This window comes from Vineibacter terrae, assembly GCF_008039615.1.
Taxonomy (GTDB): Bacteria; Pseudomonadota; Alphaproteobacteria; order Reyranellales; family Reyranellaceae; genus Vineibacter; species Vineibacter terrae.
This window is the reverse complement of the sequence record NZ_VDUZ01000026.1, coordinates 49748-76277: the sequence shown is the minus strand read 5'-3', so window position 1 is coordinate 76277 and position 26530 is coordinate 49748. Positions and strand designations below refer to the sequence as shown.

General features: G+C 68.7%; 24 protein-coding genes. 12 read left to right on the top strand and 12 right to left on the bottom strand.

All coding sequences use genetic code 11. The features are described 5' to 3' along the window. Positions 1 to 6 precede the first annotated feature (6 nt). Both FHP25_RS40885 and FHP25_RS21835 read left to right on the top strand, forming a co-directional pair. The gene (locus tag FHP25_RS40885) at positions 7 to 981 is read left to right on the top strand and encodes a hypothetical protein (RefSeq protein ID WP_178133689.1); all 975 of its coding nucleotides are present in this window, start codon (positions 7 to 9) and stop codon (positions 979 to 981) included. Further along, on the top strand, positions 978 to 1958 hold the full coding sequence (locus tag FHP25_RS21835; protein WP_178133688.1) for an isopenicillin N synthase family dioxygenase: 981 nt from the start codon (positions 978 to 980) through the stop codon (positions 1956 to 1958). The genes FHP25_RS40885 and FHP25_RS21835 overlap by 4 nt, the downstream gene beginning before the upstream one ends. Positions 1959 to 2096: 138 nt before the next feature. On the opposite strand, the gene FHP25_RS21830 is transcribed toward FHP25_RS21835, so the two are convergent. The 4 genes from FHP25_RS21830 to FHP25_RS21815 all read right to left on the bottom strand — a co-directional run bounded on the left by FHP25_RS21830 (position 2097) and on the right by FHP25_RS21815 (position 6218). Beyond that, positions 2097 to 3230 (bottom strand): cupin domain-containing protein, encoded by a 1134-nt coding sequence (locus FHP25_RS21830; RefSeq protein ID WP_147849085.1) that lies wholly within the window; start codon positions 3228 to 3230, stop codon positions 2097 to 2099. A 68-nt stretch (positions 3231 to 3298) separates the two neighbouring features. Next, complete coding sequence (locus FHP25_RS21825; RefSeq protein ID WP_147849084.1) at positions 3299 to 4096, bottom strand: ABC transporter ATP-binding protein; 798 nt, start codon at positions 4094 to 4096, stop codon at positions 3299 to 3301. Then, complete coding sequence (locus tag FHP25_RS21820; RefSeq protein WP_147849083.1) at positions 4093 to 5145, bottom strand: FecCD family ABC transporter permease; 1053 nt, start codon at positions 5143 to 5145, stop codon at positions 4093 to 4095. The genes FHP25_RS21825 and FHP25_RS21820 overlap by 4 nt, the downstream gene beginning before the upstream one ends. After that, on the bottom strand, positions 5142 to 6218 hold the full coding sequence (locus tag FHP25_RS21815) for an iron ABC transporter substrate-binding protein (RefSeq protein ID WP_147849082.1): 1077 nt from the start codon (positions 6216 to 6218) through the stop codon (positions 5142 to 5144). Before FHP25_RS21815 ends, FHP25_RS21820 begins: the two co-directional genes overlap by 4 nt. A 223-nt stretch (positions 6219 to 6441) precedes the next feature. Here FHP25_RS21815 and FHP25_RS21810 point away from each other — a divergent pair, with 223 nt between their 5' ends. The 4 genes from FHP25_RS21810 (at position 6442) to modC (ending at position 9888) form a co-directional block, all read left to right on the top strand. Next, complete coding sequence (locus tag FHP25_RS21810) at positions 6442 to 7077, top strand: NIPSNAP family protein (RefSeq protein ID WP_147849081.1); 636 nt, start codon at positions 6442 to 6444, stop codon at positions 7075 to 7077. A gap of 228 nt (positions 7078 to 7305) precedes the next feature. Continuing rightward, entirely contained in the window at positions 7306 to 8103 is a 798-nt protein-coding gene (modA, locus tag FHP25_RS21805; protein ID WP_147849126.1) for a molybdate ABC transporter substrate-binding protein, read from the top strand. 7 nt (positions 8104 to 8110) lie between these two features. Then, positions 8111 to 8806, top strand: coding sequence for a molybdate ABC transporter permease subunit (gene modB, locus FHP25_RS21800; protein WP_147849080.1), 696 nt, complete (start codon positions 8111 to 8113; stop codon positions 8804 to 8806). Beyond that, positions 8803 to 9888 (top strand): molybdenum ABC transporter ATP-binding protein, encoded by a 1086-nt coding sequence (modC, locus tag FHP25_RS21795; RefSeq protein WP_147849079.1) that lies wholly within the window; start codon positions 8803 to 8805, stop codon positions 9886 to 9888. The genes modB and modC overlap by 4 nt, the downstream gene beginning before the upstream one ends. Before the next feature lie 92 nt (positions 9889 to 9980). Here the strand turns inward: modC and FHP25_RS21790 are convergent, their stop codons facing one another. From FHP25_RS21790 to FHP25_RS21775, 4 genes are all read right to left on the bottom strand, one after another. After that, complete coding sequence (locus tag FHP25_RS21790; protein ID WP_147849078.1) at positions 9981 to 10367, bottom strand: winged helix-turn-helix domain-containing protein; 387 nt, start codon at positions 10365 to 10367, stop codon at positions 9981 to 9983. Between the two features lie 93 nt (positions 10368 to 10460). Beyond that, the gene (locus FHP25_RS21785) at positions 10461 to 10787 is read right to left on the bottom strand and encodes a DUF1476 domain-containing protein (RefSeq protein ID WP_147849077.1); all 327 of its coding nucleotides are present in this window, start codon (positions 10785 to 10787) and stop codon (positions 10461 to 10463) included. A gap of 28 nt (positions 10788 to 10815) precedes the next feature. Next, positions 10816 to 11490 carry a CBS domain-containing protein gene (locus FHP25_RS21780; RefSeq protein WP_231712424.1) on the bottom strand — a complete coding sequence of 225 codons (675 nt, stop codon included), beginning with the start codon at positions 11488 to 11490 and terminating at the stop codon, positions 10816 to 10818. Between the two features lie 130 nt (positions 11491 to 11620). Further along, positions 11621 to 12685, bottom strand: coding sequence for a transglutaminase-like domain-containing protein (locus FHP25_RS21775; RefSeq protein ID WP_147849075.1), 1065 nt, complete (start codon positions 12683 to 12685; stop codon positions 11621 to 11623). 445 nt (positions 12686 to 13130) lie between these two features. Here FHP25_RS21775 and FHP25_RS21770 point away from each other — a divergent pair, with 445 nt between their 5' ends. Further along, complete coding sequence (locus FHP25_RS21770; RefSeq protein WP_147849074.1) at positions 13131 to 13931, top strand: enoyl-CoA hydratase/isomerase family protein; 801 nt, start codon at positions 13131 to 13133, stop codon at positions 13929 to 13931. Positions 13932 to 14067: 136 nt separating this feature from the next. Here FHP25_RS21770 and FHP25_RS21765 read toward each other — a convergent pair whose 3' ends face one another. The 4 genes from FHP25_RS21765 to FHP25_RS21750 form a co-directional block, all read right to left on the bottom strand. Next, positions 14068 to 14814 (bottom strand): alpha/beta fold hydrolase, encoded by a 747-nt coding sequence (locus FHP25_RS21765; RefSeq protein ID WP_147849073.1) that lies wholly within the window; start codon positions 14812 to 14814, stop codon positions 14068 to 14070. Positions 14815 to 14828: 14 nt separating this feature from the next. Further along, positions 14829 to 15683, bottom strand: a complete 855-nt coding sequence (locus tag FHP25_RS21760; protein WP_147849072.1) for an SDR family oxidoreductase — start codon at positions 15681 to 15683, stop codon at positions 14829 to 14831. A 134-nt stretch (positions 15684 to 15817) separates the two neighbouring features. After that, positions 15818 to 16741 (bottom strand): glutathione S-transferase family protein, encoded by a 924-nt coding sequence (locus FHP25_RS21755; RefSeq protein ID WP_147849071.1) that lies wholly within the window; start codon positions 16739 to 16741, stop codon positions 15818 to 15820. Positions 16742 to 16743: 2 nt separating this feature from the next. Beyond that, complete coding sequence (locus FHP25_RS21750; RefSeq protein WP_147849070.1) at positions 16744 to 17721, bottom strand: tripartite tricarboxylate transporter substrate-binding protein; 978 nt, start codon at positions 17719 to 17721, stop codon at positions 16744 to 16746. Between the two features lie 157 nt (positions 17722 to 17878). Between FHP25_RS21750 and FHP25_RS21745 the strand changes: the two genes are divergently transcribed. The 5 genes from FHP25_RS21745 (at position 17879) to FHP25_RS21725 (ending at position 26508) form a co-directional block, all read left to right on the top strand. Beyond that, the gene (locus FHP25_RS21745) at positions 17879 to 18664 is read left to right on the top strand and encodes a class II aldolase/adducin family protein (RefSeq protein ID WP_147849069.1); all 786 of its coding nucleotides are present in this window, start codon (positions 17879 to 17881) and stop codon (positions 18662 to 18664) included. A gap of 351 nt (positions 18665 to 19015) precedes the next feature. After that, positions 19016 to 20062, top strand: a complete 1047-nt coding sequence (locus FHP25_RS21740) for a chymotrypsin family serine protease (protein WP_147849068.1) — start codon at positions 19016 to 19018, stop codon at positions 20060 to 20062. Between the two features lie 182 nt (positions 20063 to 20244). Then, the gene (locus FHP25_RS21735; RefSeq protein WP_147849067.1) at positions 20245 to 20454 is read left to right on the top strand and encodes a hypothetical protein; all 210 of its coding nucleotides are present in this window, start codon (positions 20245 to 20247) and stop codon (positions 20452 to 20454) included. A 592-nt stretch (positions 20455 to 21046) separates the two neighbouring features. Then, positions 21047 to 24625 (top strand): beta strand repeat-containing protein, encoded by a 3579-nt coding sequence (locus tag FHP25_RS21730; RefSeq protein ID WP_147849066.1) that lies wholly within the window; start codon positions 21047 to 21049, stop codon positions 24623 to 24625. A gap of 152 nt (positions 24626 to 24777) precedes the next feature. Continuing rightward, positions 24778 to 26508, top strand: coding sequence for a type I secretion system permease/ATPase (locus FHP25_RS21725; RefSeq protein WP_178133686.1), 1731 nt, complete (start codon positions 24778 to 24780; stop codon positions 26506 to 26508). Positions 26509 to 26530: the final 22 nt, after the last annotated feature.

Sequence of the window (26530 nt, the reverse complement as noted above, 5' to 3'; positions counted from 1 at the left end):
TCGCCGATGACCGATGCGGCCAGCCTGACGTTGCAGGTCGCCCGCGCCCTCACCCGGCGCCTGGCGGGAGCGCCGGCGGTTGGTCCGTGTCCGATGCCCGAGCTCGAGGCTTTGGTGCGTCCGCTCCTGACCCGGGCGAGATGGCGCAGCGATGCCGGCGACGGTCGTTTCGCGCCGATCGCGGCGCGGGCGCAGGCATGGGGCACCGACGGCTGCCGCCACGATGCCCTTATCCGCCTGGCGCTCGACTATGTGTCGCTGCTCGATGCCGGCGGCGCGCGGACCAAGTATGGCATGCGCGTCGCGGCCGAGCTCGACGATGCGCTGGCGCTGGCGCCGTCCATCGTGATGCTGCCCAGCTTCGAGACGCTTGATATGGTCGACCTGCTGCGGCTGCGGGCGACATCAGCGCGCGTGGTCGGGCTGCGCGACAGCACAACCATGGCCGACGGCGACGCCTGCACGCCGTCCGAGTTCTTCTGGCACGACGTCGACCATCTGCGCTTCATGGTGCGCGAGGACCTGGCGGTGCTGGGCGTCGCGATCCCCGATGCCTACGGCGCGCCCGACCGCGACGGGCGGCGCACCACCTTCGATGCGGCGACCGGTGGCCATCGCCGTGTCCTGGCGGCGGCGGTGGCGCCGCTGGTGGCGCGGCGCGGCGAGCATGCGCGCCTGATGCAGCGCGCTGCCGCGACGGTCGATGGCCTGCTGTCCGGCCTGGCGCGTTGCGGGGGTGGCCAGACGCCTGACGTGGCCGCGGCATGCGTGCTGCTGTTCGAGATCTGTCACGAGAAGTCGCTCACGCCGGTGCCCGAGATCCTGCGCCGCGAGCTGGCCGGCGAGCCGCACATCGTCAAGGTGCGCTCGAAGCTGGCCAGACGCTTCTGGGGGGAGGCGGTCGACCCGGGGCTGGCCGATCATCTCGTGGCCGGACGCGCCTTGCTGCTGCGGCTGCTCGCCGAGGAGGGCGCTGCATGACGATGGCAGCGCTGCCGGTCATCGATGCCGCCGCGCTGGTGGCGGGCGATCCGTCGGCGCGGCGTGCGCTTCATGCGGCGAGCCGCGATGTCGGCACGTTCCGGCTGGCCGGCATGCCCTTCCGTCGCGACGCGGTGTCCCTGGCGCGTCGGCTCTTCGCGCTCGACGCGGCCGCCCGCCAGCAGCTCGACATCGCGCGCTCGGCGCATTTCCGCGGCTTCAGCGTCATGCACAACGAACGCGACTGGCGCGAGCAGATCCACTTCGCGCGCGAGCGGCCGGCCCGCGCGGCCGGGCAGCCATGGCACCGGCTGGAAGGCCCGAACCTGTGGCCGCCGGATCCGGCGCTGCGCTGCGACGTGCAGGCGCTCCTGCGCGGCGCCGAGGACATCGGCCGTTTGCTGCTGGCGTCGCTGGCGCAGGCCATCGGCGCATCGCCGGACGCGTTCGGCGCGGCATCGGACGATGCCTACACGCTGCTCAAGCTCATCCGCTATCACGCGCAGCCGGACGGTGGCGAAAGGCGCCGGGGCGTGGCGGCGCATTGCGACTTCTCGTGGCTGACCCTGCTGTTCCAGGATGACATCGGCGGCCTGCAGGTGTTGGACCGCGGCGTGCGGTGGATCGACGTGCCGGCGGCGCCCGAGCTCGTGGTGGTCAATATCGGCGAGCTGCTGCAGTTCGCGACCTGGGGCGACCTGTTCGCGGCGCCGCATCGCGTGGTCAACCCGTCACGGTCGCGGGAGCGGCTGTCGGTGCCGGTATTCATCAACCCGCCGCTGGCGCATACGATCCGGCGCGTCGGACGCCAGCCGGCGGCGCCGTCATGGCCGGATCCGGCGCATATCCATCGTGTCCTGCCGCTGGCGCAGGTGGCCGACGCCGGGGTCGAGCACCTGCATTTCGGCGCCTCGGAGTGGCGGCGCAAGGGTGAGAACATCTGGTGCGCCGAATGCTGCGCGGCGGCTCCGGGGTAGTACCAGCAATCACGGGTCGCTAACCACCTGTCATCCCGAGCGCAGCGAGGGATCTCCCGTGAAAGACGCACGGTGCGCCATTCGCGGGAGATCCCTCGCTGCGCTCGGGATGACAGTCATTTACCGATAGCCGCTGGTCTACGCGACCACCATCTGGTGCCCACCGTTGTCGGGGCAGGGCTGCTCGGCATAGGTGGCCAGCGCCTGCATCACCGGCAGATCGTTGAACGTGAACAGGCAGGCGTCGACTCGGTCGTCGAGATTGGCGTGCTCGTGCACCGACCAGGACGGGACCACGAAGATGTCGCGCTCCTGCCAGTCGAAGCGCCGCCCGTCGATGACGCTGAAGCCGCGCCCCTTGGCGACGTGATAGACGAAGGAGCCGGTATGGCGATGCGCCTTGGTGTGCTCGCCGGGGCGCAGCAGCTGCATGGAGGCGCCGATTGTCGGCATCACCGGTCCGCCGGTGAGCGGGTTGACGTACTCCATGATGATGCCGTCATAGGGCGACCCGTCGGAGACCTGCGCCGCGCGAGTCAGCGCCTCGTAGGTTGGCGCCCAGTCGAACTTCAGCAGCGGCGAGTAGGGCTTCGTCCAGGCCTGGCGCAGCCAGGCCGGCTGCACGAAGCCGGCGCCGTGCAGGCGGACCGAGGAGTCGGTCGGCTGGTTGGTGCGCTGCCGCAGATCGGGATGCACGGTGTAGAAATTGGCGTCGAGCGCGTTCATCAGCGGGATGTCGAGGCCATCCTGCCAGATGCAGGTGGTGCCGGACGCATCGACCCCGTGCTCGTGCCAGGTGCCGTTGGGCGTCAGCACGAAGTCGTTGACGCCCAGGGTCATGCGCTCGCCGTCGACGATGGTGTAGGCACCCTGGCCTTCCATGATGAAGCGCAGGGCGCTGGCCATGTGCCGGTGGGCAGTGGCTGCTTCGCCCGCCTTCATGATCTGGATGCCGCTGTAGAGCAGCCCCACCGCGGCCGAGACCTCGCGCCGCCCGGGATTGACCAGCATGATCACGCGGCGTCCGGCGTCCTCGGGACTGACAAGGTCGGGCGCCTGCAGGATGGCGGGGCGCACGTCGGCCCAGCGCCAGATCGTCGGCACCGACTGCGGCCGCGGCTGCCAGGGCTCGATCTTGTTGGCCACGGTCCAGAGCGCGCCCATCTCCTTGCGCTCCAGGGCATCGTAGTAGGCGTCAAGCGCCGGCGTGTCGGCGACGTTGGCGCGGCCGGCCACCGCCTCGCGATGGTTCTCTCTCCGGGACGTCCGCATGCCGCCTCCTAGTGTCGGTCAACCTTGGCCAGCATAGAACGGAGCGCGCGGCCAAAGAAGGCTATGGATCACTGACCTCGAAGTGCTCGACGAAGAAAAAAAGATGGCGTGCAGACATAGCGGCCGATTTCGCCAACATACGTCACCGTCACGTCGATGCCGTACAAGCGTTTGAGCATCGTGGCGGTCAACGTCTCTTGTGGCGGGCCCAGCGCGATCAATTGTCCGCCGCGCAGCAGGGCGACCTGGTCGGCGCAGGCGAAGGCATGGTCCGGGTCGTGCGTCGACAGCACGATGGCCAGCCCGCCGGCGGCCAGGGCCGCGACCCGGCCGATGACCTGGGTCTGGTTGCCGAAATCGAGGCTGGCCGTGGGCTCGTCCATGACCAGGATCTGCGGCTCCTGGGCCAGCGCCCGGGCGATGAGCGTCATCTGCCGCTCGCCGCCGCTGATCGTGGTGTAGGTGCGGTGCGCCAGGTGCGCGATGCCCAGCGCCTCGAGCGCGCGCTGGGCCGCCTCGCGGTCGTGCGCCGAGGGGGCCGAGAACAGCCCGACCCGCGCGGCGCGGCCCATCAGCACCACCTCGCTCACCGTGAACGGCAAGAACGCCGTGTGCGCCTGCGGCACGTAGCCGATCCGGCGGGCGAGCTCGGTTCGCGAGTGGCGCGCCAGGTCGCGGCCGTCGAGGGTGATGCTGCCGCCCTGGGCGGGGATCAGCCCCAGCAGCGTCTTCAGCAGCGTCGTCTTGCCGCTGCCGTTGGGGCCCAGCAGGCACAGCACCTCGCCGGCGCCGATCGACCAGCTCACGCCGTGTCCGATCGGTGCGCCGCGATAGCCGAAGGCAAGATTGGCGACGGCGAGCGTCATTGCCAGCCCCGCCGCGTCGTGGCCAGCAGGTAGAGGAAGAAGGGCGCGCCCAGGGCCGCGGTCAGGATGCCCAGCGGCGTTTCGGTCATGGCGATGCTGCGGGCCAGCGCATCGACGCCCACGAGGTAGCCGCCGCCCAGCATGATCGAGGCCAGCAGCAGGCGCCCGAAATCCGGGCCCACGAGCATGCGGGCGATATGCGGGATCAGCAGGCCGATCCAGCCGATCACGCCGGCGATCGCCACGGCGGCGGCGGTGATCAGGGTGGCGGCGGCGATGAAGACGCAGCGCAGCCGTGTCGTGTCGATGCCCAGCGCGCGCGCCTCCTCGTCACCCAGCGACATCAGGTTCATGCGCCAGCGCAGCAGGATCAGCGGCACGAAGCCGATGAGCAGCGCCGGCATGACCGAGAGCAGATCATCGCGTGTCACCGCCGCCAGGCTTCCCAGCAGCCAGTAGGTGATGGCCGGGAGCTGGTTGTAGGGATCGGCCAGCACCTTCAGGAGCGAGACGCAGGCGGCCAGCAGGGCGCCGACCGCGACACCGGCCAGGACCAGCACCAGGACCGGATCGCGTGTCTGGATCGATGCGCCCACGGCGTAGACCAGCGCGACCGCCATCAGGCCGCCGGCGAAGGCCATGAGCTGGATGGCGACCACCGGCAGCGACAGGAAGATGCCGAGCACCGCCCCGAGGCTGGCGCCCGACGAGACGCCCAGGATATCGGGCGAGACCAGGGGATTGCGGAACAGACCCTGGTAGGTGGCGCCGGCCGCCGCCAGCGCCGCGCCGACCGCGAGGCCGGCCAGCACGCGCGGCAGGCGCACCTGCCACAGCACGGTCTGCAATGTCGGGTCGACGGCCTGCGGCTGGCCAGTGATGCGCGCGAGGACGGCGGCGACGAAATCGCCGGGCGAGACCGGATACTTGCCGATGCCGAAGGACAGGATGACGACGGCGACGAGAGCCAGCAGCGCCAGCCATAGCCCGGCGCGTGCCCTCAGCGTCGGGGCTGCGATCTGCGGTGCGATCCTGTCATCCGTCGTCATGGCGGCGGCGTGGCATCGCGCAGCAGCGCGTCGAGCAGATCGTCGGTGAGCTGCACGTGGTAGAACTGATCATAGAAGGCGCGCGTCGCCGGACGCAGCGACGGGGCGCCGATCTCGGGGTAGAGCACGGCGGCAAGCCACTGGATGGCGATCAACCGGTTCACGCCCGGCGGCGAGTCGAACCAGCCATAGGGCAGGGACGGCACGCGGTAGATCCGGCGATCGCGCACGGCCTTGATCCCGGACCACAGCGGGTTCTGTGCCACGTCGCGATAGAACTGCGGCTCGAGCGCCAGGATGACGTCGGGGTTCCAGGCCAGGATCTGCTCCGGGGACACCGTCGTCAGGCCGCCCCGACCGGCGGCCGCGGCGACGTTGCGGGCGCCGATCGCCTCCAGCACCTCCATGTTGATCGAGCCGGCCAGGCCGGTCTCGAGCCCGCGCGGGCCGCGGCCGTAGTAGACGCCGGGATGCCGTGCGGCTGGGACCGCGTCGATGCGGCGGCGCATGTCCTGCATCGTGGTCTCGGCGTAGCGGGCGAGGGTCTCGGCACGGTCCTCGCGGCCGAGGATCCTGCCGAGCGTGCGATAGGTCGTGGCCGTCCTGGCGAACAACCCGTCGAGCAGAAGGTAGGGGATGCCGGTCTGCTGCTGCACCCGATCGGCGAGCGAGACATAGGTGGCATCGGTGCCGCCGACGTCGAGGATGAGGTCGGGCTTCTGCGCCAGGATGGCTTCGATGCTGGCCGTGTTGCCGCGTCCCGTCAGGCGTCCATGCGCTGGCATGTCGCGATAGGGCGCCGCAAGATAGGCCTTCTCCTCGGGCGACGGCGCGTGGACCCAGCCCGCCATCAGATCGGGTGCCAGCGTGTAGAGCAGCACCGAGGCCGGCGGCCCGGCCGCAAGAACCCGCGTGATGCGTGCCGGCACCTCGACCGTGCGCCCGGCGCCGTCGGTGACCGCACGTCTCTGGGCCGCGGCGTCCAGCGTCGCGGCTGCCAGCAGGCAGAGCGACGCAAGCAGCGGTGCGAGGCGAAACCATCGCCATGGGCGCCGATCGAAATCTGTCGACATCGCCGATCCTGCGGATGCACCTCTCGGCGTTATATCGGATACGACATAGCGAGCGCAAATGCGCCGACCATCGCTGCCATCCCGAGCGCAGCGAGGACGACGGGGCTATGCGTGCTGGCCTGCCCCTGGCGCGCTCCCAGTTGGCCGGCCTAACGTAGCACGCCGGCTGCGCGGCGGCTTGGGCCGGCGGTTATGATCCAACGCCGCGGGCGAGGGACTCACAATGATCTACGAGCTTCGGACCTACACGCTGCACCCGGGCACGATGCCGAAATACCTGGAGCTGGCCGAAAAGGTGGGACGGCCGGCGCGCGGCGACAACTACGGCCTCAACCATGGCTACTGGACATCCGAGTTCGGCCAGCTCAACCAGATATGGCATCTGTGGAGCTACCCCAGCGCCGACGAGCGCGCCCGCCTGCGTGCCGAGCTGCAGAAGAACGAGCAATGGACGAAGGCCTACGTGCCGGCCATCCGGCCGCTGCTGCAGCGCCAGGACCTGCGGCTGCTCAACGCGGTGGTCGATCCCAGGCTGCCGGGCGGCGGCGCGCATCTCTACGAGGTCCGCATCTATCGCACCCAGGTGGGCATGGCGCAGCCCTGGGCCGAGCTGATCAAGTCCTACCTGCCGGTGCGCGAGAAATATTCGCCCCTGGTCGGCCTGTGGTATGGCGAGTTCCCGCAGCCCAACGAGGCCGTGCATCTGTGGGCCTACACCGACCTCAATGCGCGCATGGCGGCACGCGCGGCCGTCGGCAAGGATCCCGGCTGGCAGGAGTTCATCGGCAAGTCGAGCCCTCAGCTGGTCGAGATGCAGTCGGTGCTGCTGATCCCGACGTCGTACTCGCCGATGAAGTGAGAGTGGCCCTTCTTTACTGTCATCCCGAGCGTCAGCGAGGGATCCCCTGCGAAAGACGCACGGTGCGCTATTCGCGGGAGATCCCTCGCTGACGCTCGGGATGACAGTCCTGGCTTTCCGGGCGCAGGCCCTCGCCGTATTCGGGTGAATATACCGCTTGGCCGACCGGCGCGAAGCGATATAGTCGGCCGGGCATAGCGATCCGTGGGGTGAGGAGAAGCAATAATGATGTGGCGCAAGCGGGATCTGTTGCGCGGCCTGGCCGCCACCCTGGCCGCTGTCGCGGCCGTGCTGCCCCTGGCCGTCCGTCCGGCGGCAGCGCAGCAGCAGCCGGTGGTGGTCTTCGCCGCCGCCAGCCTGAAGAACGCGCTCGACGAGATCGCCGGCCAGTGGAGCAAGGAGACCGGCAAGCAGACCAAGATCTCCTATGCCGCCAGCTCGGCGCTGGCCAAGCAGATCGAGGCCGCGGCGCCGGCCGATGTCTTCATCTCGGCCGACCTCGACTGGATGGACTATGTCGCGCAGCGCAAGCTGATCAAGCCGGACAGCCGGGCCAACCTGCTGGGCAACCGCATCGTGCTGGTCGCGGGCAGGGACTCCAAGGTGCATGCCAAGATCGAGCCGGGCTTCGTGCTCAAGACGCTGCTGGGCGACGGCCGCCTGGCGATGGCCAATGTCGATTCGGTGCCGGCCGGCAAGTACGGCAGGGCGTCGCTGGAGGCGCTGGGTGTCTGGTCGTCGGTGCAGGATCGCATCGCCCAGGCGGAAAACGTGCGCGCCGCCCTGCTGCTGGTGTCGCGCGGCGAGGCGCCACTGGGCATCGTCTACCAGACCGATGCCGCTGCCGATCCCAACGTCCGCATCGTCGGGGCTTTTCCCGAGAACACGCATCCGGCTATCGTGTATCCTGTCGCCCTGGTCGCCAGTTCGACCAATCCGGATGCCGCGGCGTTCGTCACCTACCTGAGGTCGGCGGCGGCGCGGCCGCTGTTCGAGAAGCAGGGCTTCACGGTCCTGACGAAGTAGGGAATCCGTGCTGGGACTGACCGAGGAAGAGCTCACCGCCGTTCGTCTCAGCCTCAGGGTCGCGCTGTGGGCCACCGCCGCCAGCCTGCCATTCGGCGTGCTGGTGGCGCTGCTGTTGGCGCGTGGCCGCTTCTGGGGCAAGACGCTGCTCAACGGCGTCGTGCACCTGCCGCTGATCCTGCCGCCTGTGGTGACCGGCTACGTGCTGCTGCTGCTGTTCGGCCGCAAGGGGCCGATCGGCGCCTTTCTGGCCGAGCAGTTCGACATCGTCTTCGCCTTTCGCTGGACCGGGGCGGCGCTGGCCTGCGCGGTGATGGGCTTTCCCCTGATGGTGCGCGCCATGCGCCTGTCGATCGAGGCTGTCGACCAGCGCCTGGAGCAGGCCGCCGGCACCCTGGGCGCGCATCCGGCATGGGTGTTCCTCACCATCACCCTGCCGCTGGCGGTGCCGGGCATCATCGCCGGCATGATCCTGAGCTTCGCCAAGGCGATGGGCGAGTTCGGCGCCACCATCACATTCGTCTCCAATATCCCGGGCGAGACCCAGACCCTGCCGTCGGCAATATACACCTTTACCCAGGTGCCGGGCGGCGATGCCGGCGCGCTGCGGCTGACCTTGATCTCCGTGGTGGTGTCGATGGGCGCGCTGCTGGTCTCCGAGCTGATGGCACGCCAGGCCGAGCGGCGGCTGGCGGCGACGTGATGCTGACGGTCGACCTGCGGCACCGTCTGGGGGCCTTCACGCTCGATGTGCGGTTCCAGAGCGAGGGCCGGCTGACGGCGCTGTTCGGCCGCTCCGGCTCGGGCAAGACGTCGATCGTCAATCTCGTGGCCGGGCTGACGCGGCCGGACGAGGGCGTGATCGCCGTGGACGGCGCGACGCTGGTCGATACCCGCAACCGCATCTTCGTGCCCAAGCACCGCCGGCGCGTGGGCTATGTCTTCCAGGAAGGCCGCCTGTTCCCGCATCTGTCCGTGCGGCGCAACCTGCTCTATGGCCGCTGGTTCTCGTCGGTGCGCGAGAAGCGCATCGCCGTCGACCAGGTCGTCGAGCTGCTCGGCCTGGGTCACCTGCTGGCCCGCGGTCCGGCGTCGCTGTCCGGCGGCGAGAAGCAGCGCGTGGCGATCGGGCGCGCGCTGCTCAGCGACCCGCGGCTGCTGCTGATGGACGAGCCGCTGGCCTCGCTGGACGAGCTGCGCAAGGCCGAGATCCTGCCCTATATCGAGCGCCTGCGTGACGAGATGGGCATCCCCGTCCTCTATGTCAGCCACGCCATCGCGGAGGTGACCCGGCTGGCCACCACGGTGGTGCTGCTGTCGGAAGGCCGCGTGCTGGCGGTCGGGGCGCCGGCCGACGTGCTGAGCGGCAGCGAGATGGTGCCGATCGTCGGTGCCGGCGAGGCCGGCACCCTGCTGGAGGCACGGGTGGCGGCGCTGGATGCCACCTTCGGGCTGTCGACGCTGCAGACCCAGGCCGGGAAGCTTATCGTGCCGCGCGTGGCCGCCGGCATCGGCAGCACGATGCGCGTCTTCATCCGGGCGTCCGACGTGATGCTGTCGCAGTCCCGCCCCGACGGCATCAGCGCGCTGAACGTGCTTGCCGGGCGGATCGTGGACCTGGCCGAGGAGAGCCGCACCGTGGTCGATGCGACGCTGGATTGCGGCGGCCAGCGCCTGCTGGCACGGATCACGCGCAAATCCGCGATCGCCCTGAAGCTGGCGCCAGACACGCCGATCTTCGCCATCATCAAGAGCGTGGCGCTCGAGCAGGGCGAGCGCCGCTGATTACTTCACTGTCTCCTGCGAAAGACGCATGGTACGCCATTCGCGGGAGATCCCTCGCTGCGCTCGGGATGACAGGAGCTGCTACGGGGCAGTCAACGCCCCGGGGTGCGCATGCGCTGCAGCGACTGCAGATGGCCCATGGTCGCCTGGGTGGCGTCGGCGCCGATGGCGCGGTAGAGGCGGACGACCTCGTTGCCGAAGGGCGTGAGCTGCGCGCCGCCGCCGCCGCCGCCGCCCTTCTGGGTCTCGACGAGGGGCTTGCGGAACGTGCGGTTCAGCTCGTCGATCAGCAGCCAGGCGCGGCGATAGGACATGTCCATGGCGCGGCCGGCCGAGGAGATCGACCCCAGGTCGCGCACCAGCTCCAGCAGCCGGACCTTGCCGGGGCCCAGTGCGTCGTCCTCATCCAGATCGATCCGGATGCTGAGCTCGGGTTCCGAAGGACGCGGCGACTTGGGCCTGGAAGAGAGGCGCGACATGACCACACTATGAACGTGGTCGGCGGCGAGCGCCAGCGCCGGCTTTTTTTCGGACCGCGGGCGTGGATGCCCGCGGTCCGAAAAAAAGGGGGCTTAACGCAGCTCGGCCATGACCTGCTTCTTGGCAGCGTCGAGGAACTCGAGCATGCGGGCGCGCACGGTGTGGTCGGCGATCGGCCGGCCGGCGGCGCGCAGGTCGCTGCCGACCTTCTCGAGGACCTCGCCATCCCCCGGCTTGTCGACGTCGATCGAGACCAGCTCGCTGGCATAGGCGTCGGCATCGGCGCCCGACTTGCCCATCTGCTGCGCCGCCCACAGGCCGAGGAGCCGGTCGCGGCGCGCGGTCACCTTGAACCGCAGCGCCTCGTCGCTCATGAACTTGTTCTCGAAAGCCCGCTCGCGCTCGTCGAAGGTCGTCATCTCCCGCTCTCCCTGTCTGAGAGACCGCCTACATGCTCAGCGAAATCAGCCGGGGGACATGGATGTGATTCTCGACACCCTTCACATCCGGCACGCTTTCAGCCGCCACCCGGCAGGCGTCGCGCACCGCCTCGCTGCCGGCCCAGCCCCACAGATGCACCACGCCGTCGTGCACGATCACGTTGCTTGACCACAGCCCGGCCCAGGGCTCGGTGCGGAACGCATCGACCACGCGCTGGCGGATCGCAGCATCATCGTTCTGCACCGGGGCAGTGCTCGATGCGCGGCTGACCAGCAGCTGCAGCAGCGTGGCGCGGTTGATCAGGCCGACAGGCTGGTTGTCGCGCACCACCGGGATGGTCCAGGCGCCGCGCGTCTCCATCAGATCCACGACCGAAGCGAGCTCGGCGTCTTCCGTGACGCAGACGACGTCCAGCGACATCACGTCCCGGATCTGGCGCGCGTGCGTCTTCACGTACTCCCGGGCCAGCACCTCACCCGGCGTGATGGCGCGCAGCCACCAGGAGCGCTCATGCAGCGTTCCGGTCTCGGCGCGGTGGAGAAGATCGGCCTCGCTCACCAGCCCGGCGAGCCGGCCATCGGCGTCGATGACAGGCACGGCGCCGATCCGATGAGTCAAGAGAAGTCTGGCCGCGTCCACGACCGGTGTTTCCGGCCTGACAGTCGGCACATCACGGGACATCACATCCCTGGCCTTCATGGCCACCTCCATGCCAACACTCTTGACATGGGTGCTCGCGAGGACGCGTCAAGGTGCAGCAGCAGGCGTGAGCGGTCAGTCGCTCTGCCTGCCCGCGTGCGGGCCGGGTGCGCTACGACACGGCCTGCGCGGTGATCCTGTAGCCGGCGGCCTCGGGATCCATGCCGTCAAGCTGGCCCTGGGCGGTCTCGCCCTCCGGATACATGAAGTAGTTCACCACCGTGTCGCTGGGCACCAGGCGCACATCGCGCGTGTGATTGAAGGCGACCCAGTTGCCTTCCCAGGCGCCGAACAGGAAGCGCCGCAGCACCGGCATCCTGGGGTCGTTCAGCGCCAGCTTGTCGTCGAGCACCACCTTGCGGATGTCGGCCGGGTCGGCCGGGATCCAGCCGATGCCGGCGATCCAGAACTCGGCACGGCAATGCTGGGCCTTGCTGATGTCCGCGTTGCGCGTGCCCATGGCGCCGGAGAACGCCGACGGCGCCACGCGCACGCCGTAGACGCCGCGGGCCGGCACGCCTGCGGCGCGTGCCAGGCCGACGAACAGGGCGTTGAGATCGGCGCACTTGCCGCCGAGATTGCCGCTGACCAGCATGGAGCGGATATCGCCGATGCCGCAGCCTTTGACCTTGGGGTCGCGGAACGTGTTCTCGACGATCCAGTCGTAGATCGCCTGTGCCTTGGCGAGCGGCTCGCGCTTGCCCTCGACGATCTTGTCGGCGGTTTCCTTGACGATGCCGTCCGTCGTGATCATCGCGTTGGGCTTGAGGAACTTCGCGACGTCGTCGGGCATGGCGCCGGCGGACGCCGCACGCAGGTCGCTGCGGCGGTCGAGCGTGCTTACCCGCGTCGTCAGCGCGACCGTGCGCGGCACGCCGCCGTCATCCCAGGCGGCGTGGAAAGCGTGGGTCCCGGAAGCAACGTCGGTGTAGATTCCCAGCTTCGGCGCATTGCCGGTCCAGGTGACCGCCTCCAGACGCTGATAGGCGCTGTCATGCGGTAGCGGCAGCCAGATCCGCGTGCGGCCCGCATCGGCGCCGAGGGTGACCGTCGTGGTGAGCTCGTAGCTCCGCCAGCTGCCGGTCGTCGCAGTGTCCGGAGCGGCCCATCCCAGTGACGCGGGCATCGCCGATGCCAGCGGTGAGGCGGCGGCGGCCATGAACAAACGGCGCTTCATGCTCGTCTCCTCCATCGCGCGCAAAGGCGCACCATCGCGTGGGGAGTGGAGGTCGCTTCGGCCCGGTTGTCCCGGAGTGCTTGCGAGCCTGGCGGCCCGCCGGCGCCCGAACCGGGCAGCGCCTCGACCTCGACCTCGACTGCGCAGGCACATCTAAGAATGGCGCCGGGAGGGTGTCAATCTGCCTTACCTTCCCGCGAGCGGGAGAGGTCGCCGAGCGCGCAGCAGCCTGCCCTGAGCTTGCCGAAGGGCTCGGCGGGTGAGGGGCTGCACACGAGGCATCTCGTCCTTGAGCCCTCACCGCTGCGCACGATGGGCCCCTCCCTCTCGCGCTTGCGGGAGAGGGCTGTCATTCCGAGGCGCGAACAGGAAATGCGCAGCCTCTGGCCCCGGATCATGGCGCGTGCTGGATTGGGCGCTGAACACCAAACCACAGGAGACCGCGATGACCGAGGCGCATGTATTGACCGAGGTGAAGGACGGTATCGGCTGGATCACCTTGAACCGGCCGGCCGTGCTCAATGCGCTGTCGGCACAGATGACCGACGGATTGATCACCGCGACACGCGAGCTCGAGCGCGATGCGGCGGTGCGCTGCGTGGTGATCCGCGGTGCCGGCACGCATTTCATGGCCGGCGGCGACATCAAGGGCTTCCACAAGTCGCTGACCCAGGAGCGCGAGGCGCACCTCGCCAATTTCGAGATGCGTGTGGTGCGGGCGCACCAGCTCATCTACCAGCTTCGCCGCATGCCCAAGCCGGTCGTGGCCTCGGTGCAGGGCGCCGCGGCAGGTTTCGGGCTGAGCCTGATCCTGGCCTGCGACCTGGCGATGGCGACGGACGATTCGTTCTTCACCCTGGCCTATCGCCATATCGGCCTGTCAGCCGACGGTGGCGCGACCTACTTCCTGCCGCGCATCGTGGGCGAACGCCGGGCGCTGGAGATCGCGCTGCTGGGCGAGCGCTTCACGGCCCAGAAGGCGCACGAGATCGGCATCCTCAACTGGCTGGTGCCGAAGGACAAGCTTGCCGACGAGACGCTGAAGCTGGCGCGCAAGCTGGCCGATGGGCCCACCTTCGCCCTGGCCAAGGCCAAGCAGCTGATCCGCACGTCGTTCGACAATTCCTGGGACGAGCACTCACATCGCGAGGCCGAGCTCCTCCCCGCCTGCGCCGCCACCGAGGATCACCTGGAAGGGCTCAACGCCTTTCTCGAGAAGCGTCCCGCCGCCTTCAAGGGAAGGTAGAGGGGCCCAACAACGAGTGCTGCTGGTGACGGCTGGGACCGCGCCGCTCCAGCGGCGCTCATGACCCGGCGCTTCGCGCCGGTGCGTCGCTGGAGCGACGCGGTCCGACCCGTCATCCCTCGCGTCGTCGACTGAACTAGGCGATCGTCTCGCGCTCGACTGATTCTTTGGCCACGGTTTCCAGCCGCTCGACCAGCACCTCGGGCATCGACAGGAAAGGCGAGTGGCCGGCGTCGAGCGTCAGCACCTTGCAGGGCGTCTGCTGCAGCACCCAGCGCTGCATCGACAGCGTGATGGCGTTGTCGCGCAGGCACTCGATGTACCAGCGCGGCACCGAGCCGAAGCGTTCCTCGGTGTAGACCATCGGCGTGGTGGCGATCGCGGCAGCCTGCGGCCGCAGCCGTGCCATGGCGCGATAGACGTCGTCCGGATCGCAGTCGTTGTAGAACAGCGCCGGCACGTTGGTGCGCTTGAAGCTGTAGGCCCGGCCATCCGACCCGTATTCCAGCGAGCGGCGGAGCAGGGCGTCAACCTCGCGGCTGGTGATGTCGCGGCCGCTCATGCCGGGCGGCGGCAGCAAGGCGGTGAGGTAGACAAGGGCCCGCACCTTGCGACGCCGTGCCTCGGCGGCATGAGTGATGGTGAGTCCGCCAAGGCTGTGGCCGACCAGGATCGGCGGCTCGGTTTCCTTGTCGAGGATCTTGGAGACGAAGTCGACATAGCCCGCCAGGCTGACGGCCGACAGCGGCGTGTCGTGGTCCTCGCCGCTGCCCGGCAGGTCGGGCGCCAGCGCGCGATGGCCGCGCTTCTCGAGCAGCGGCACGACCTTTTCCCAGCACCAGCCACCATGGCTGGCGCCGTGAATCAGCAGGAACGTCGCCATGGGCCAGCCCTTCGTCAGATATCGCCGACGAGCGTCTTCGATCCCGGCGCGGGAACGAAGAAGTCGGGCGCGAGCTCGCCGCCGGGCGTGACGGCGTATTTGTCCAGGTCGGTGATGCCTGATGCGGTCAGCACCTCATCGTCGATGAAGAACCGGCCGGTGCAGGTGCGGCTGGGCTGGGTGAGGATCCAGTGCGCGGCATCGGCCATGATGTCGGGCGTGCGGCTGCGCTTCATCAGCGCGTCGCCGCCCAGCAGGTTCTTCACCGCTGCGGTCGCGATCGTGGTGCGCGGCCACAGGCAGTTGAAGGCGATGCCGTCGTCCTTGAACTCGGCGGCCATCGCCCAGCCGTAGATGCTCATGCTGAACTTGGCGAGGGTGTAGGCGGGGTGGCTCTTGAACCACTTCACGTCGAAGTCGAGCGGCGGCGACAGCGTCAGCACGTGCGGGTTGGCCGCCTTCTTCAAGTGTGGGATGCACTTCTGCGACACCAGGAACGTGCCGCGGCCGTTGATCTGATGCATCAGATCGTAGCGCTTCATGGGCGTGTCGAGCGTGCCCGCCAGGTGGATGGCGCTGGCGTTGTTCACCAGGATATCCAGCCCGCCGAAGGTCTCGACGGTCTTGGCCACGGCCGCCTCCACACCCTGCTCGTCGCGGATGTCGACGGCCAGCGGCAGCGCCTTGCCGCCGGCTTTCTCGATGTCCTCGGCGGCGGTGAAGATGGTGCCGGGCAGGCGGGGGTCGGGCGCCGCCGTCTTGGCGGCGACGGCGATGTTGGCGCCGTCGCGCGCAGCGCGCAGGGCGATCGCCAGACCGATGCCGCGGCTGGCGCCGGTGATGAACAGCGTCTTGCCTTTCAGGCTCATGCGATCCCCTGTCGATGGCTGGGCTTGTCCTCTGCGCTGCTTAGACCCGCGCCGACCGGCCGGCAAGACTCGTGCCATGCGACACGGACGCAGGTGCCGTGCGCGGTCCGAGTCCCTGCCGCTCAGGCGGGGGCTCAGCGCAGCGGCCGCAGGTCGTAGCCCAGCCGCGGGAAATGCACGACTGTCGCGCCGGTCTGCTTGTCGTCGCGGCGCACGGCGATCTCGCCGGCATCGATGAGTACCAGCGTGCCTTCGACCGGATCGCGACCGTAGTCGTCGGCGCGGATGCGCACGGCGCTGCCCAGCGGCGGGTCCTCGGCGAATGGCTGCGATGCGCGCGCGGCACTGGGCGTCGTCTCGGCCGCGATCCGCAGCGCCTCGGACGCCTCAAGCGGCGTCGACGTGCCATGGCCGAAGCCGCGGACGCGGCCCATCCACGCCGCGATGCGCGGGTAGGGCGCCAGCTCGTGCGCCAGCAGCGCCGTGCGCGCGGTGATGAACCACAGCGCATGATACACGGCGAGATCGGCCACGGTCGGCGCCGGTCCCGCGATCCAGGCACGGCCGTCTGCCAGCATGGCCTCGATCTGCGGTATCTGCGCCCGCACCAGGGGCGCGTTGCGCCTGGCCGCACGCTGCACGGTGGCGGCATCGGGCGGCGGCAGACCGCGCATCAGGGCGCGGTCGGTCTGCAGGCCCTGCGGCAGATGGTCGATGTTGCTGCCCGAGACGTAGAGCGAGACCGGCCGGAAAAGCCGGTTCTCGGCCCAGTAGACGATGGCGTCGGCGGAAGCGCTCAGCGCGGCGGGGAACAAGGTTGGCGCCGGGAAGCGCCGCTCCAGCTCGCGCACGATCAGGCTGGTGTCGCAGTAGATGTCGGCGCCGACCTGCAGCACCGGCGTGCGGCGGTAGCCGCCGGTCAGCGGCGTCAGGTCGGGCTTGGGCGCCACCGGCGGGATGGTGACCGAGCGCCACGCCAGGCCCTTGTAGCCCAGGGCCAAGCGCACCTTCTCCGAGTAGTTCGAGAAGTCGTAGTGATGCAGGATCAGGTCGGGCACGCTCACTCCACCTTGATACCGGCCGTCTTGATCAGCGGCCACCAGAGATCGATCTCGGCCTTGTGATAGGCATGCAGCGCCTCGGGCGTGAGCTGGGCCGGCGGCGGGATCTCCTGGCCCAGGGCGGCGAACTTCTCACGCACCACCGGGTCGGACACGGCTTCCACGACCGCGGCGTTGAGCCTGGCGACGATGTCCCTGGAGACGCCCTTGGGCAGCCACAGCCCGTGCCACACCGAGATATAGAGGCCGGGCAGGCCGGCCTCGTCGACAGTCGGGATCTCGGGCGCCGCCGCCAGCCGCTTTCTGGCGGTCACGGCATAGGCCTTGATCTTGTCGGCGCGCACCTGCGGGATCGAGTTCGCCGCCTGGTCGAACATGATGTCGATCTGGCCGGCGATGAGGTCCTGCATCGCCGGCGCGGCGCCGCGATAGGGGACGAACTGAACCTTGCCGCCGATCTTCTGCTCGAAATAGACGCCGCTGACATGCGAGGCGGCGCCGACGCCGGCGGTGCCGACCGTCACCTTGTCCGGGTTGTCCTTGACCCAGGCCACCAGCTCCTTGAGGTTCTTGGCGGCCACGGCCTTCTTGCCGACCAGCAGCTGCGGGTTGCTGGCGACCAAGGCCACCGGCTCGAAGTCGTTGAGCAGGTCGTAGGGCAGCTTGTAGACGGCGCCGTTGACGACATGCGTGCTCCAGTGGCCGATGCCGAGCGTGTAGCCATCCGGCGCCGCCCGTGCGACGCGGCCGACGCCGACGCTGCCGGCAGCGCCGGTGGTGTTGTCGACGACCACCGTTTGACCCAGGGTGCGGCCCAGGCGGTCGGCCAGGATGCGCGCCAGCGTGTCCGTCGGTCCGCCGGCCGAGAAAGGCACCACCAGCGTGATGGGCCTGGTTGGATAGGATTGCGCGCTGGCGCTGGTTGACGCCAGCGCCAGCGCCGCAGCCCAGGCGACCGCAGCCAATAGACGATGCATGGGACTCTCCGTGGCGGCCGGGCAGTGGTGTCGCGCGGATCGTAGGGCCGCTTCCAGCCGGACCGCAAGCGGCGAAGCCTCTTGTCATGCTGGTCCTGGCCGGCTGTCGGGATCAGACTTGGCAGCCGGCGGAAGAGTACGCCAGAGGGAGATGACCATGCGGCTGATCCAGCACGCCCTTGTTCTCTTCGTTGCGGCCTGGCTTTCGCCGGCCAGCGGCACGGCGCAGACAGCCGTGCCCGATGCCGGACTGGTCGAGGATCTCGTTGCCGCCAACCGCATCCTGTTCGACCAGGGTGTGGTCGACGGGTTCGGGCATATCAGCGTGCGCCACGACAAGGATCCCAACCGCTACCTGATGGCGCGCAACATCGCGCCGGCTCTGGTCAAGGCCGAGGACATCATGGAGTTCGACCTCGACAGCAATGCCGTCGACCTGCGCGGCCGGCGCATCTATCTCGAGCGCTTCATCCACGGCGAGATCTACAAACTGCGGCCGGACGTGAAAGCGGTGATCCACAGCCATTCGCCGTCGGTGATCCCCTTCGGGGTGGCCCGTGCCAGGCTGCAACCGATCTACCACATGAGCGCGTTCCTCGGCACCGACGTGCCGGTGTTCGAGATCCGCGACGTGGCCGGCGCGGGCACCGACCTGCTGGTGCGCAATGCCGCGCTGGGTCGGGCGCTGGCCCAGGTGCTGGGCAGTCACACGGTGGCGCTGATGCGTGGCCATGGATCGGTGACCGTGGGCAATTCGATCCCGCAAGTGGTCTTTCGCGCCGTCTACACAGAGATGAACGCCCGGCTGCAAGCCGAGGCGATGCGGCTCGGCACGGTGACGTTCCTGACTCCTGAAGAGGCGGAGAAAGCCGCCGAGACCATCGACGGGCAGGTCATGCGGCCATGGGAGTTGTGGAAGCGCAAGGCGATGAAAGCGGAATAAGTCGCTCGCCCTCGAACGTCTGCGTCGGGGCGTGGCAGGCGACGCAGGAAATAAACTACCGGGCACACTTGCGATGCCACAGAAAAGCACCGCCCTGCGGAAATACTGATTTCAAGACCGGGTGAGTTGTACTATACTGCCATGCGCAATCGCTGATAGAGCTGGCCGTGCGATCAAGACAACGGCCTATCGCGATTGTTTGTCCTCCGGGGATGAGCAGCACCGTCCTGAGTTGTAGGACCCGACCGTTCAGTCGGGCCGATCCACGTCATATGGAGGTGCGTCATGCCAGAATTTGAAGACTACGACGTCGCGAAGGGCGAAGATGGAAAGTTCGAGGAATTCGACGTCATGCAGGAGCCGGCGGCCGAGGCTGCCGCGGGGATCGAAGCGCTTGGGGGGCTTTCCGCCAGCGAGGACCAGCTGAAATCGCTCCTGCAGGCGCGCGACGAGCTGGAACAACGGCTCATGCCCGATCTTGCCGTGCAGACCGCCGCCGTCGCGGCGGATGAGGCGTCAGGGGTGGGCAACATCGTCGGTGTCGGAATCGGCGAGAAGGAGGTGGGTGGATTTTCGACCGGTCAACTGGTTGTCAAAGTCCTGGTCAAGGAAAAGCTCAATCCGGGAGAAGTAGCCTCGGAAGCTCTCGTGCCGCAGTCGCTGGGCGGCGTCGCCACGGACGTGGACGAGAGCGGCGAGATCCGTGCCCAGCTGTTCACGGCGCGGCGGCGCCCGGCCCCGTGCGGCGTTTCCATCGGCAACTGCACGCGTATCATGGCAGGCACGCTCGGCTGCCTGGTCACGCGCGCCGGTCAGCTGTTCATCTTGTCCAACAACCACGTGATGGCATTGGTCAACACGTCGCCGCTCAACGCCGGCATTCCACAGCCGGGCCGCCTCGACGGCGGCGTCTGCCCCAACGACATCATTGCCCGGCTGACTCAGTTCGTGCCGATCAATTTCGCCGCCGGCGCCATCAATGTCGTGGACACCGCCATTGCGCGCACGAGCCCGGCCCTGGTCAACCGGCGTGTCCTGCGGCCCGGCGGGGTGCTGCAGCCCTTTGCGCCGCCGCTCGCTCTGCCGGCGCTCAACATGCTCGTGCAGAAGAGCGGTCGCACCACGCAGTATCGACGCGGCATCATCGACCTCGTCAACACCACGGTCAACGTGAGCTATGCTCCGCTGGGCGGCGTCGCGCGCTTCGCGCGCCAGTTCAGGGTACGCGGACTTGGCGGCATCTTCAGCGATCGCGGCGACTCCGGATCGCTGGTGACCACCTTGCCGCAGAACCAGCCGGTGGGGCTGCTGTTTGCCGGCAACGCGGCCAGCAACACGACGTTCTGCAACATGATCCAGCCGGTTCTGGGCGCCTTCGGCGTCACCATCGTGTTCTGACCGCCGCAGCGGCGTTCGCGCGCGCCGACTGCGTGAGCGGCGGCCAGGTTGGCGTGCGCGGACCATCGGGCGAGCGCCAGTGAACGGTCGATCGCGGCCCTTGCCCTGTTCATCGCCCAGCGGCCGGACTATATGATGGTGCGCTCGTGCGGAAGGACCGCCGGTCAGGCGGAGGCGCAGCGATGACGATCGAAGAAGTGCTCGACAAGCATCAGGACCGGCTGCTTGCGGTTCCCGGTGTCACAGGCATGGGCGTCGGCGAGCGAGCCGGTCAACCGGTCCTGGTCGTGATGGTGGCAGCGATCACACCGGAGCTGAGGGCTGGGATACCCGCGTCCCTCGAAGGGTACCCGGTCGAGATCGAGGCAAGCGGCGAGATCCATGCGCTCTGATGAGCTGCTCGAAGAGCGGTCGCGAACTTGATCGGGCCGGCAGCTCCGGATTTGCGTCGATCGCTTCACGGATGAAGACGACGGTGCAAACGCCCGGGGTCTTCTTCATCAAGTGACGGCAAGGATCCTGGCGCCGGCGTTCCAGCAGTGCTCGTCTTCCCGTCTGGATTGCCTGTGCTTCTCAAGGGCGCAGGCAGCGTCCGGAGTGAGATCGTTACGCGACGGTTCATGTCTTTCGCAGCATCCGATCGATCACCCGGCATCGATTCAATCATCTGACGCAGGCGCGGAATACGCGGCGCAATCGTGTGTTCAGATCGCACGCATAGGCGCAACTGCTCCGATCGATGAGGAGGCCGATGAATGACATCACGCAAATCTTTTGCGCATCGATCGGAATGCAGCGCATCGAAATGCCGTTTACGACGTCGTCACCGGACATAGGCCGTTCATTCGATGCGACGGCACTCCGGAGATCGTTCTCGAAGATCTGTCGCGGTTGGCGCGCGCACTGCGTCAGCGATGACACAGCGATGAGTGGCCTGCGGGCCGTGGCTCGATGACTCCCTGACCCCCGAGGAGATGGATCGACATGGGTATCTTCATTGGCACCAACGCAGGCGAGACCATCATGCCGGGCTTTGTCTCGGCGAGCGTGATCACGATCGGCGCGCCGCTTCCGTCGGCCGAATCGGACCTGATTCTCGCAGGCAACGGCAACGACACGATCGATGCCGGCGACGGGGCCGATCTCATCTTCGCCGGTGGCGGCAATGACGTCGTCACCGGTGGCCGCGGCAATGATGTTGCGTTCCTCGGCAGCGGCAACGACCGTTTCATCTGGTCGCCGGGCGATGGCAGCGACTTCGTCGATGGCGGCAGCGGCAACGACACGCTGGCGTTCAACGGCGCGAACGTCAGTGAGACCATCGACATCTCGGCCAATGGCGGGCAGGCCCGCTTCACCCGCGATGTCGCCAGCGTCACGATGGACCTCACCAACGTCGAGCGCATCGAGTTCACGGCGCTGGGCGGCGCGGACCGCATCACGGTCGGCAACCTCGCCGCCACCGATGTGCGCGAGGTTGTGATCGATCTGGCGGGCGTGCCGGGCGGCGCGGCGGGTGACGGGCAGGTCGACACCGTCACGGTCAACGGCAGCGGTGGCAGCGATCAGATCACGGTGGCCGCATCCGGATCGGTCATCACGGTGAGCGGCCTTGCGGCGGTCGTGAACATTGATCACGCCGACTCGACCGACCAGCTCGTGATCAACGGCCTGGGCGGCAACGATACCATCAATGCCAGCGCGCTGCCCGCCGGGACGATGCAGCTGACGCTCGACGGCGGCGCCGGCAACGACACGCTGGTCGGCAGCGCCGGGGCCGACCTGCTGATCGGCGGCGACGGCAACGACGTCGTGACCGGCGGCCGCGGCGACGACACGGCCTTGCTGGGCGCCGGTGACGACCGCTTCATCTGGGCGCCGGGTGACGGCAGCGACGTGGTCGAAGGCGGAACCGGCACCGACACGCTGGATTTCCTGGGCGCCAATGTCAGCGAGAATATCGACATCTCGGCCAACGGCGAGCGTGCGCGCTTCTTCCGCGACATCGCCAATGTGACCATGGACCTCAATGACGTCGAGCGCATTGCCTTCGATGCGCTGGGCGGCGCCGATACCATCACCGTCAACGATCTCAGCGGCACCGACGTGCGGACCGTGGCGATCGACCTCGCCGGCGTGCCGAACGGGACCATCGGCGACGGCCAGGTCGACACCGTCAGGGTCAATGCCACGGCTGGCGATGACATGATCAGTGTCACGACCAGCGGCGGCACGGTCGTCGTGAGCGGCCTCACCGCCCAGGTGACGATCGATCACGCCGATGCCACTGACCAGCTTGTGATCAACGGCGGCCTGGGTGCCGACACCATCGACGCCAGCGGCCTGGCGGCGGGCCGGATCGGCCTGCAGCTGCTGGGTGGCGACGGCGATGATTGCCTCATCGGCAGCGCCGGCGACGACCTCGTCGTCGGCGGCCGCGGTAACGACGTGGCGCTCATGGGCGCCGGCAACGACCGCTTCACCTGGGCGCCGGGAGACGGCAGCGACATTGTCGAGGGCCAGGGCGGGTTCGACACGCTCGGCTTCGACGGCGCGAACATCAACGAGCGCATCGACATCTCGGCCAACGGTGAGCGCGCCCGGTTCACCCGGGACATCGCCAACATCACCATGGACCTCAACGACGTCGAGCGCATCGAGTTCGAGGCGCGAGGCGGCGCGGACAGCATCACCGTCAACGACCTCGGCGGCACCGACGTCACGCAGGTCGCGATCGATCTCGCCGGCGTGCCCGGCGGCACGACAGGCGACGGGCAGGTGGACAGCATCACCATCAACGGCAGCGGTGCCGGCGATCAGATCGCGGTGAGCGCTGCCGGATCGGTCGTCACGGTGAGCGGTCTGGCGGCGCAGGTCACCATCGACCATGCCGACGCGACCGATGCGCTGGTGATCAACGGGCAGGGCGGCGACGATACCATCAACGCCAGCGTGCTGCAGGCCGGGCTGCTCGGCCTTACGCTCGATGGCGGCGCCGGCAACGACACGCTGGTCGGCAGCGCCGGGGCCGACCTGCTGATCGGCGGCGACGGCAACGACGTTGTGACCGGCGGCCGCGGCGACGACACGGCTCTGCTGGGCGCCGGTGACGACCGCTTCATCTGGGCGCCGGGTGACGGCAGCGACGTGGTCGAAGGCGGAACCGGCACCGACACGCTGGATTTCGTGGGCGCCAATGTCAGCGAGAACATCGACATCTCGGCCAACGGCGAGCGTGCGCGCTTCTTCCGCGATGTCGCCAACATCACCATGGATCTCAACGACGTCGAGCGCATCGCGTTCGACGCCCTGGGCGGTGCCGACACCGTCACGGTCAATGACCTGACGGGCACCAACGTGACGCACGTGTCGATCGACCTCGCGGGCACGCCAGGCGGCACGGCAGGCGACGGCCAGGTCGACCGGGTGGTGGTCAACGCCACCGCCGGCAGCGACACGATCGCGGTGGCCGTGAGCGGTGGCATCGTGAGCGTGGCCGGCCTTGCCGCGCAGGTGACGATCGATCACGCCGAGGCAACGGACCAGCTCGTCGTCAACGGGCTCGCCAGCGATGACGTCATTGACGCCAGCGGTGTGACCGCCGGCAGCATCGGCCTGCAGCTGCTGGGCGGCGACGGCAACGATCTCATCATCGGCGGTGCCGGCGACGACCTGATCGTCGGCGGTCGCGGCAACGATGTGGCATTGATGGGAGCCGGCAACGACCGGTTCACCTGGGCGCCGGGCGACGGCAGCGACATTGTCGAGGGCCAGGGCGGGTTCGACACGCTCGACTTCGATGGCGCGAACATCAACGAGCGCATCGACATCTCGGCCAATGGTGGGCGCGCCCTGTTCACCCGTGACGTCGCCAACATCACCATGGACCTCAACGACGTCGAGCGCATCGAGTTCGAGGCGCGTGGCGGGGCCGACAGCATCACCGTCAATGACCTCAGCGGCACCGACGTCACGCAGGTTGCGATCGATCTCGCCGGCGTGCCCGGCGGCACGACAGGCGACGGCCAGCAGGACACCGTCACGGTCAACGCCACCAGCGGCGCCGATGTGGCCGTCGTGTCCCAGAGCGGCGACAGCGTGCAAGTGAACGGCCTTGCCGCGCAGGTCTCGATCGCGCATGCCGATGCAGGTGTCGACCGGCTGGTGATCAATGCCGGCAATGGCGACGATGTCATCGACGCGTCGACGATGCCGGCGACGATCGGGCTGACGCTCGACGGTGGTGCCGGCAATGACATCCTGATCGGCGGCGCCGGCAACGATACCCTGATCGGCGGTGCCGGTGACGACGTGCTGATCGGCGGCGGCGGCCAGGACGTTTTCATCGGCGGCGAGGTCGTCATCCAGGACTTCCAGGCCGGTGGCGGCGATCGGCTCGACCTGAGCCACATCGCCGGCGCCACCGACTTCAGCGCCGTGCTGGCGCACGCCCAGGACGTCAACGGCAATGTCGTGATCGATTTCGGCCACGGCGGCGATCGCATCACGCTGAACCATCTTTCGGTCAGCGCGCTGCACGCCGGCGATTTCATGCTGGCCTGATCGCTTTAGGTGCTTCGCGGCCCAGATCCCCCCGACACGCGAAGCCCCGGAAGGGGGAGGCTCACCGGACGCCCGCTCTGCCGACGGTGATGTTTCTCCCCCTTCCGCCCTTTTTTCCAGGACGTGACAGCCGATCGCGCAGGATCCCCACCGTGTCGCATCCTTCTGAACAGACCCTGAGCCGGTTGCGGCGCGCGACGCATATGGTCCTGTTCTGGACCTTCGTCGTCAGCGCCGGCCTCAACCTGCTGATGCTGACCAGCCCGCTCTACATGCTGCAGGTCTACGATCGCGTCATTGCCGCGCGGCATGTCGACACCCTGATCTATCTCACGGTCATGGCCGTGGGGGCGCTGGTCGTTCTGGGCCTGCTCGACCACGTGCGCGCCACTGTGGGGCTGCGCCTGGGCGCGTGGCTCGAACGCGAGCTTGCCGGCGCGCTGATCCAGGCGACGGTGACTGCGCCCCAGGCGTCGGGCATCAACGCCGGCCGCGGCGTGCCGGCGCTGCGCGACCTTGCCGTCGTGCGCGGCCTGTTCGCAGGTGGCGGCATCTGGCCGCTGCTTGATGCGCCTTGGAGCATCCTGTTCTATGCCGTCGTCTTCCTCATCCATCCCTGGCTGGGCTGGTGCGGCGTCGCCGGCGGCGCGCTGCTGGTGATGATAGCGGTGGCCAACGAGCTGGCGATCCGTGCCCAGGTCAGGGAGGCCGGCCAGAGCGCGCTGCGCGCCATGGGCGAAGCCGACGCCGCCGTGCGCAATGCCGATGCGCTGCTGGCGATGGGCATGCTGCCGCAATTCGTGGCGCGCTGGCAGCGCCTCAACGAGGCCGCCCTGGTGCCGCAGGCGCGCGCCGGCGGCCGCACGGCGGCGCTGGCGGCGCTGGCGCGGCTCGTGCGCATGAGCTTGCAGGTCGCGTCGCTGGCGCTGGGCGCCTATCTCACCATCCGCGGCGAGCTGACCGGCGGCACGATGGTGGCGGCATCCATCATCGTGGCGCGTGCCGTGGCGCCGCCGGAGCAGGCGATCGGCGCATGGCGTTCGATCGTCGCCGCGCAGATGGCGTGGCAGCGGGTGAAGGCCCTGCTGCGCAGCGGCGCCGGCGCGGTCGAGCGCATCCACCTGCCGCGGCCCGCCGGCACCCTGGTCGCGGACAAGGTGAGCTATGCCGGCGGCGCGGCGCGCGATCCGATCATCCGCCAGGCATCGTTCACATTGGCGGCCGGCGAAAGCCTGGCGATCGTCGGCCCGTCCGGCGCCGGCAAGACGACCTTGCTGCGCCTGCTGGTGGGCAGCCTGGCGCCGCAGCTGGGCGCGGTGCGCCTGGACGGGGCGGCAATCGACAGCTGGGCGCTGGCCGACAAGGCACACCATGTCGGCTACCTGCCGCAGGATGTCGAGCTGTTCAATGCCACGGTGCGTGACAACATCGCGCGCTTCGGCGATGCGTCCGATGGGGCCGTGGTCGAGGCCGCGATCCTGGCTGGCGCGCACGAGACCATCCTGAGGCTGCCGCAGGGCTACGCCACGATGCTGGGCCCGGATGGCGTCGCGCTGTCCGGCGGACAGCGCCAGCGCATCGGGTTGGCGCGGGCGCTGTTCGGCGATCCACGCCTGGTCGTGCTCGACGAGCCCAATGCCAACCTCGACCCCGACGGCGAGCAGGCGCTGATCGCGGCGCTGCGCGCTTTGCGGCAGCGTCGGGTGAGCGTGGTGCTGGTGACGCACCGGCTGTCGCTCACGGCCGGGATCGACAAGGTGCTGAACCTGCGCGAGGGGCGGGTGGAGGCGTTCGGCCCGCGCGACGAGCTGCTGCCGGCCCTGGTGCCGGCGACGGCGCGGGGACGGCTGCAGAGCGTCGCCACGGCGGCGGGGAGCGATTGATGGCACGCAGCGGTACATGGTG

What these genes read in the sequence shown, in the direction of transcription:
- FHP25_RS40885 (WP_178133689.1), top strand. Translation starts at nt 7, where the DNA reads ATGACCGATGCGGCCAGCCTGACGTTGCAGGTCGCCCGCGCCCTCACC.
- FHP25_RS21835 (WP_178133688.1), top strand. Translation starts at nt 978, where the DNA reads ATGACGATGGCAGCGCTGCCGGTCATCGATGCCGCCGCGCTGGTGGCG.
- FHP25_RS21830 (WP_147849085.1), bottom strand. Translation starts at nt 3,230, where the DNA reads ATGCGGACGTCCCGGAGAGAGAACCATCGCGAGGCGGTGGCCGGCCGC.
- FHP25_RS21825 (WP_147849084.1), bottom strand. Translation starts at nt 4,096, where the DNA reads ATGACGCTCGCCGTCGCCAATCTTGCCTTCGGCTATCGCGGCGCACCG.
- FHP25_RS21820 (WP_147849083.1), bottom strand. Translation starts at nt 5,145, where the DNA reads ATGACGACGGATGACAGGATCGCACCGCAGATCGCAGCCCCGACGCTG.
- FHP25_RS21815 (WP_147849082.1), bottom strand. Translation starts at nt 6,218, where the DNA reads ATGTCGACAGATTTCGATCGGCGCCCATGGCGATGGTTTCGCCTCGCA.
- FHP25_RS21810 (WP_147849081.1), top strand. Translation starts at nt 6,442, where the DNA reads ATGATCTACGAGCTTCGGACCTACACGCTGCACCCGGGCACGATGCCG.
- modA (WP_147849126.1), top strand. Translation starts at nt 7,306, where the DNA reads ATGTGGCGCAAGCGGGATCTGTTGCGCGGCCTGGCCGCCACCCTGGCC.
- FHP25_RS21790 (WP_147849078.1), bottom strand. Translation starts at nt 10,367, where the DNA reads ATGTCGCGCCTCTCTTCCAGGCCCAAGTCGCCGCGTCCTTCGGAACCC.
- FHP25_RS21785 (WP_147849077.1), bottom strand. Translation starts at nt 10,787, where the DNA reads ATGACGACCTTCGACGAGCGCGAGCGGGCTTTCGAGAACAAGTTCATG.
- FHP25_RS21780 (WP_231712424.1), bottom strand. Translation starts at nt 11,490, where the DNA reads ATGTCCCGTGATGTGCCGACTGTCAGGCCGGAAACACCGGTCGTGGAC.
- FHP25_RS21775 (WP_147849075.1), bottom strand. Translation starts at nt 12,685, where the DNA reads ATGAAGCGCCGTTTGTTCATGGCCGCCGCCGCCTCACCGCTGGCATCG.
- FHP25_RS21770 (WP_147849074.1), top strand. Translation starts at nt 13,131, where the DNA reads ATGACCGAGGCGCATGTATTGACCGAGGTGAAGGACGGTATCGGCTGG.
- FHP25_RS21765 (WP_147849073.1), bottom strand. Translation starts at nt 14,814, where the DNA reads ATGGCGACGTTCCTGCTGATTCACGGCGCCAGCCATGGTGGCTGGTGC.
- FHP25_RS21760 (WP_147849072.1), bottom strand. Translation starts at nt 15,683, where the DNA reads ATGAGCCTGAAAGGCAAGACGCTGTTCATCACCGGCGCCAGCCGCGGC.
- FHP25_RS21750 (WP_147849070.1), bottom strand. Translation starts at nt 17,721, where the DNA reads ATGCATCGTCTATTGGCTGCGGTCGCCTGGGCTGCGGCGCTGGCGCTG.
- FHP25_RS21745 (WP_147849069.1), top strand. Translation starts at nt 17,879, where the DNA reads ATGCGGCTGATCCAGCACGCCCTTGTTCTCTTCGTTGCGGCCTGGCTT.
- FHP25_RS21740 (WP_147849068.1), top strand. Translation starts at nt 19,016, where the DNA reads ATGCAGGAGCCGGCGGCCGAGGCTGCCGCGGGGATCGAAGCGCTTGGG.
- FHP25_RS21735 (WP_147849067.1), top strand. Translation starts at nt 20,245, where the DNA reads ATGACGATCGAAGAAGTGCTCGACAAGCATCAGGACCGGCTGCTTGCG.
- FHP25_RS21730 (WP_147849066.1), top strand. Translation starts at nt 21,047, where the DNA reads ATGGGTATCTTCATTGGCACCAACGCAGGCGAGACCATCATGCCGGGC.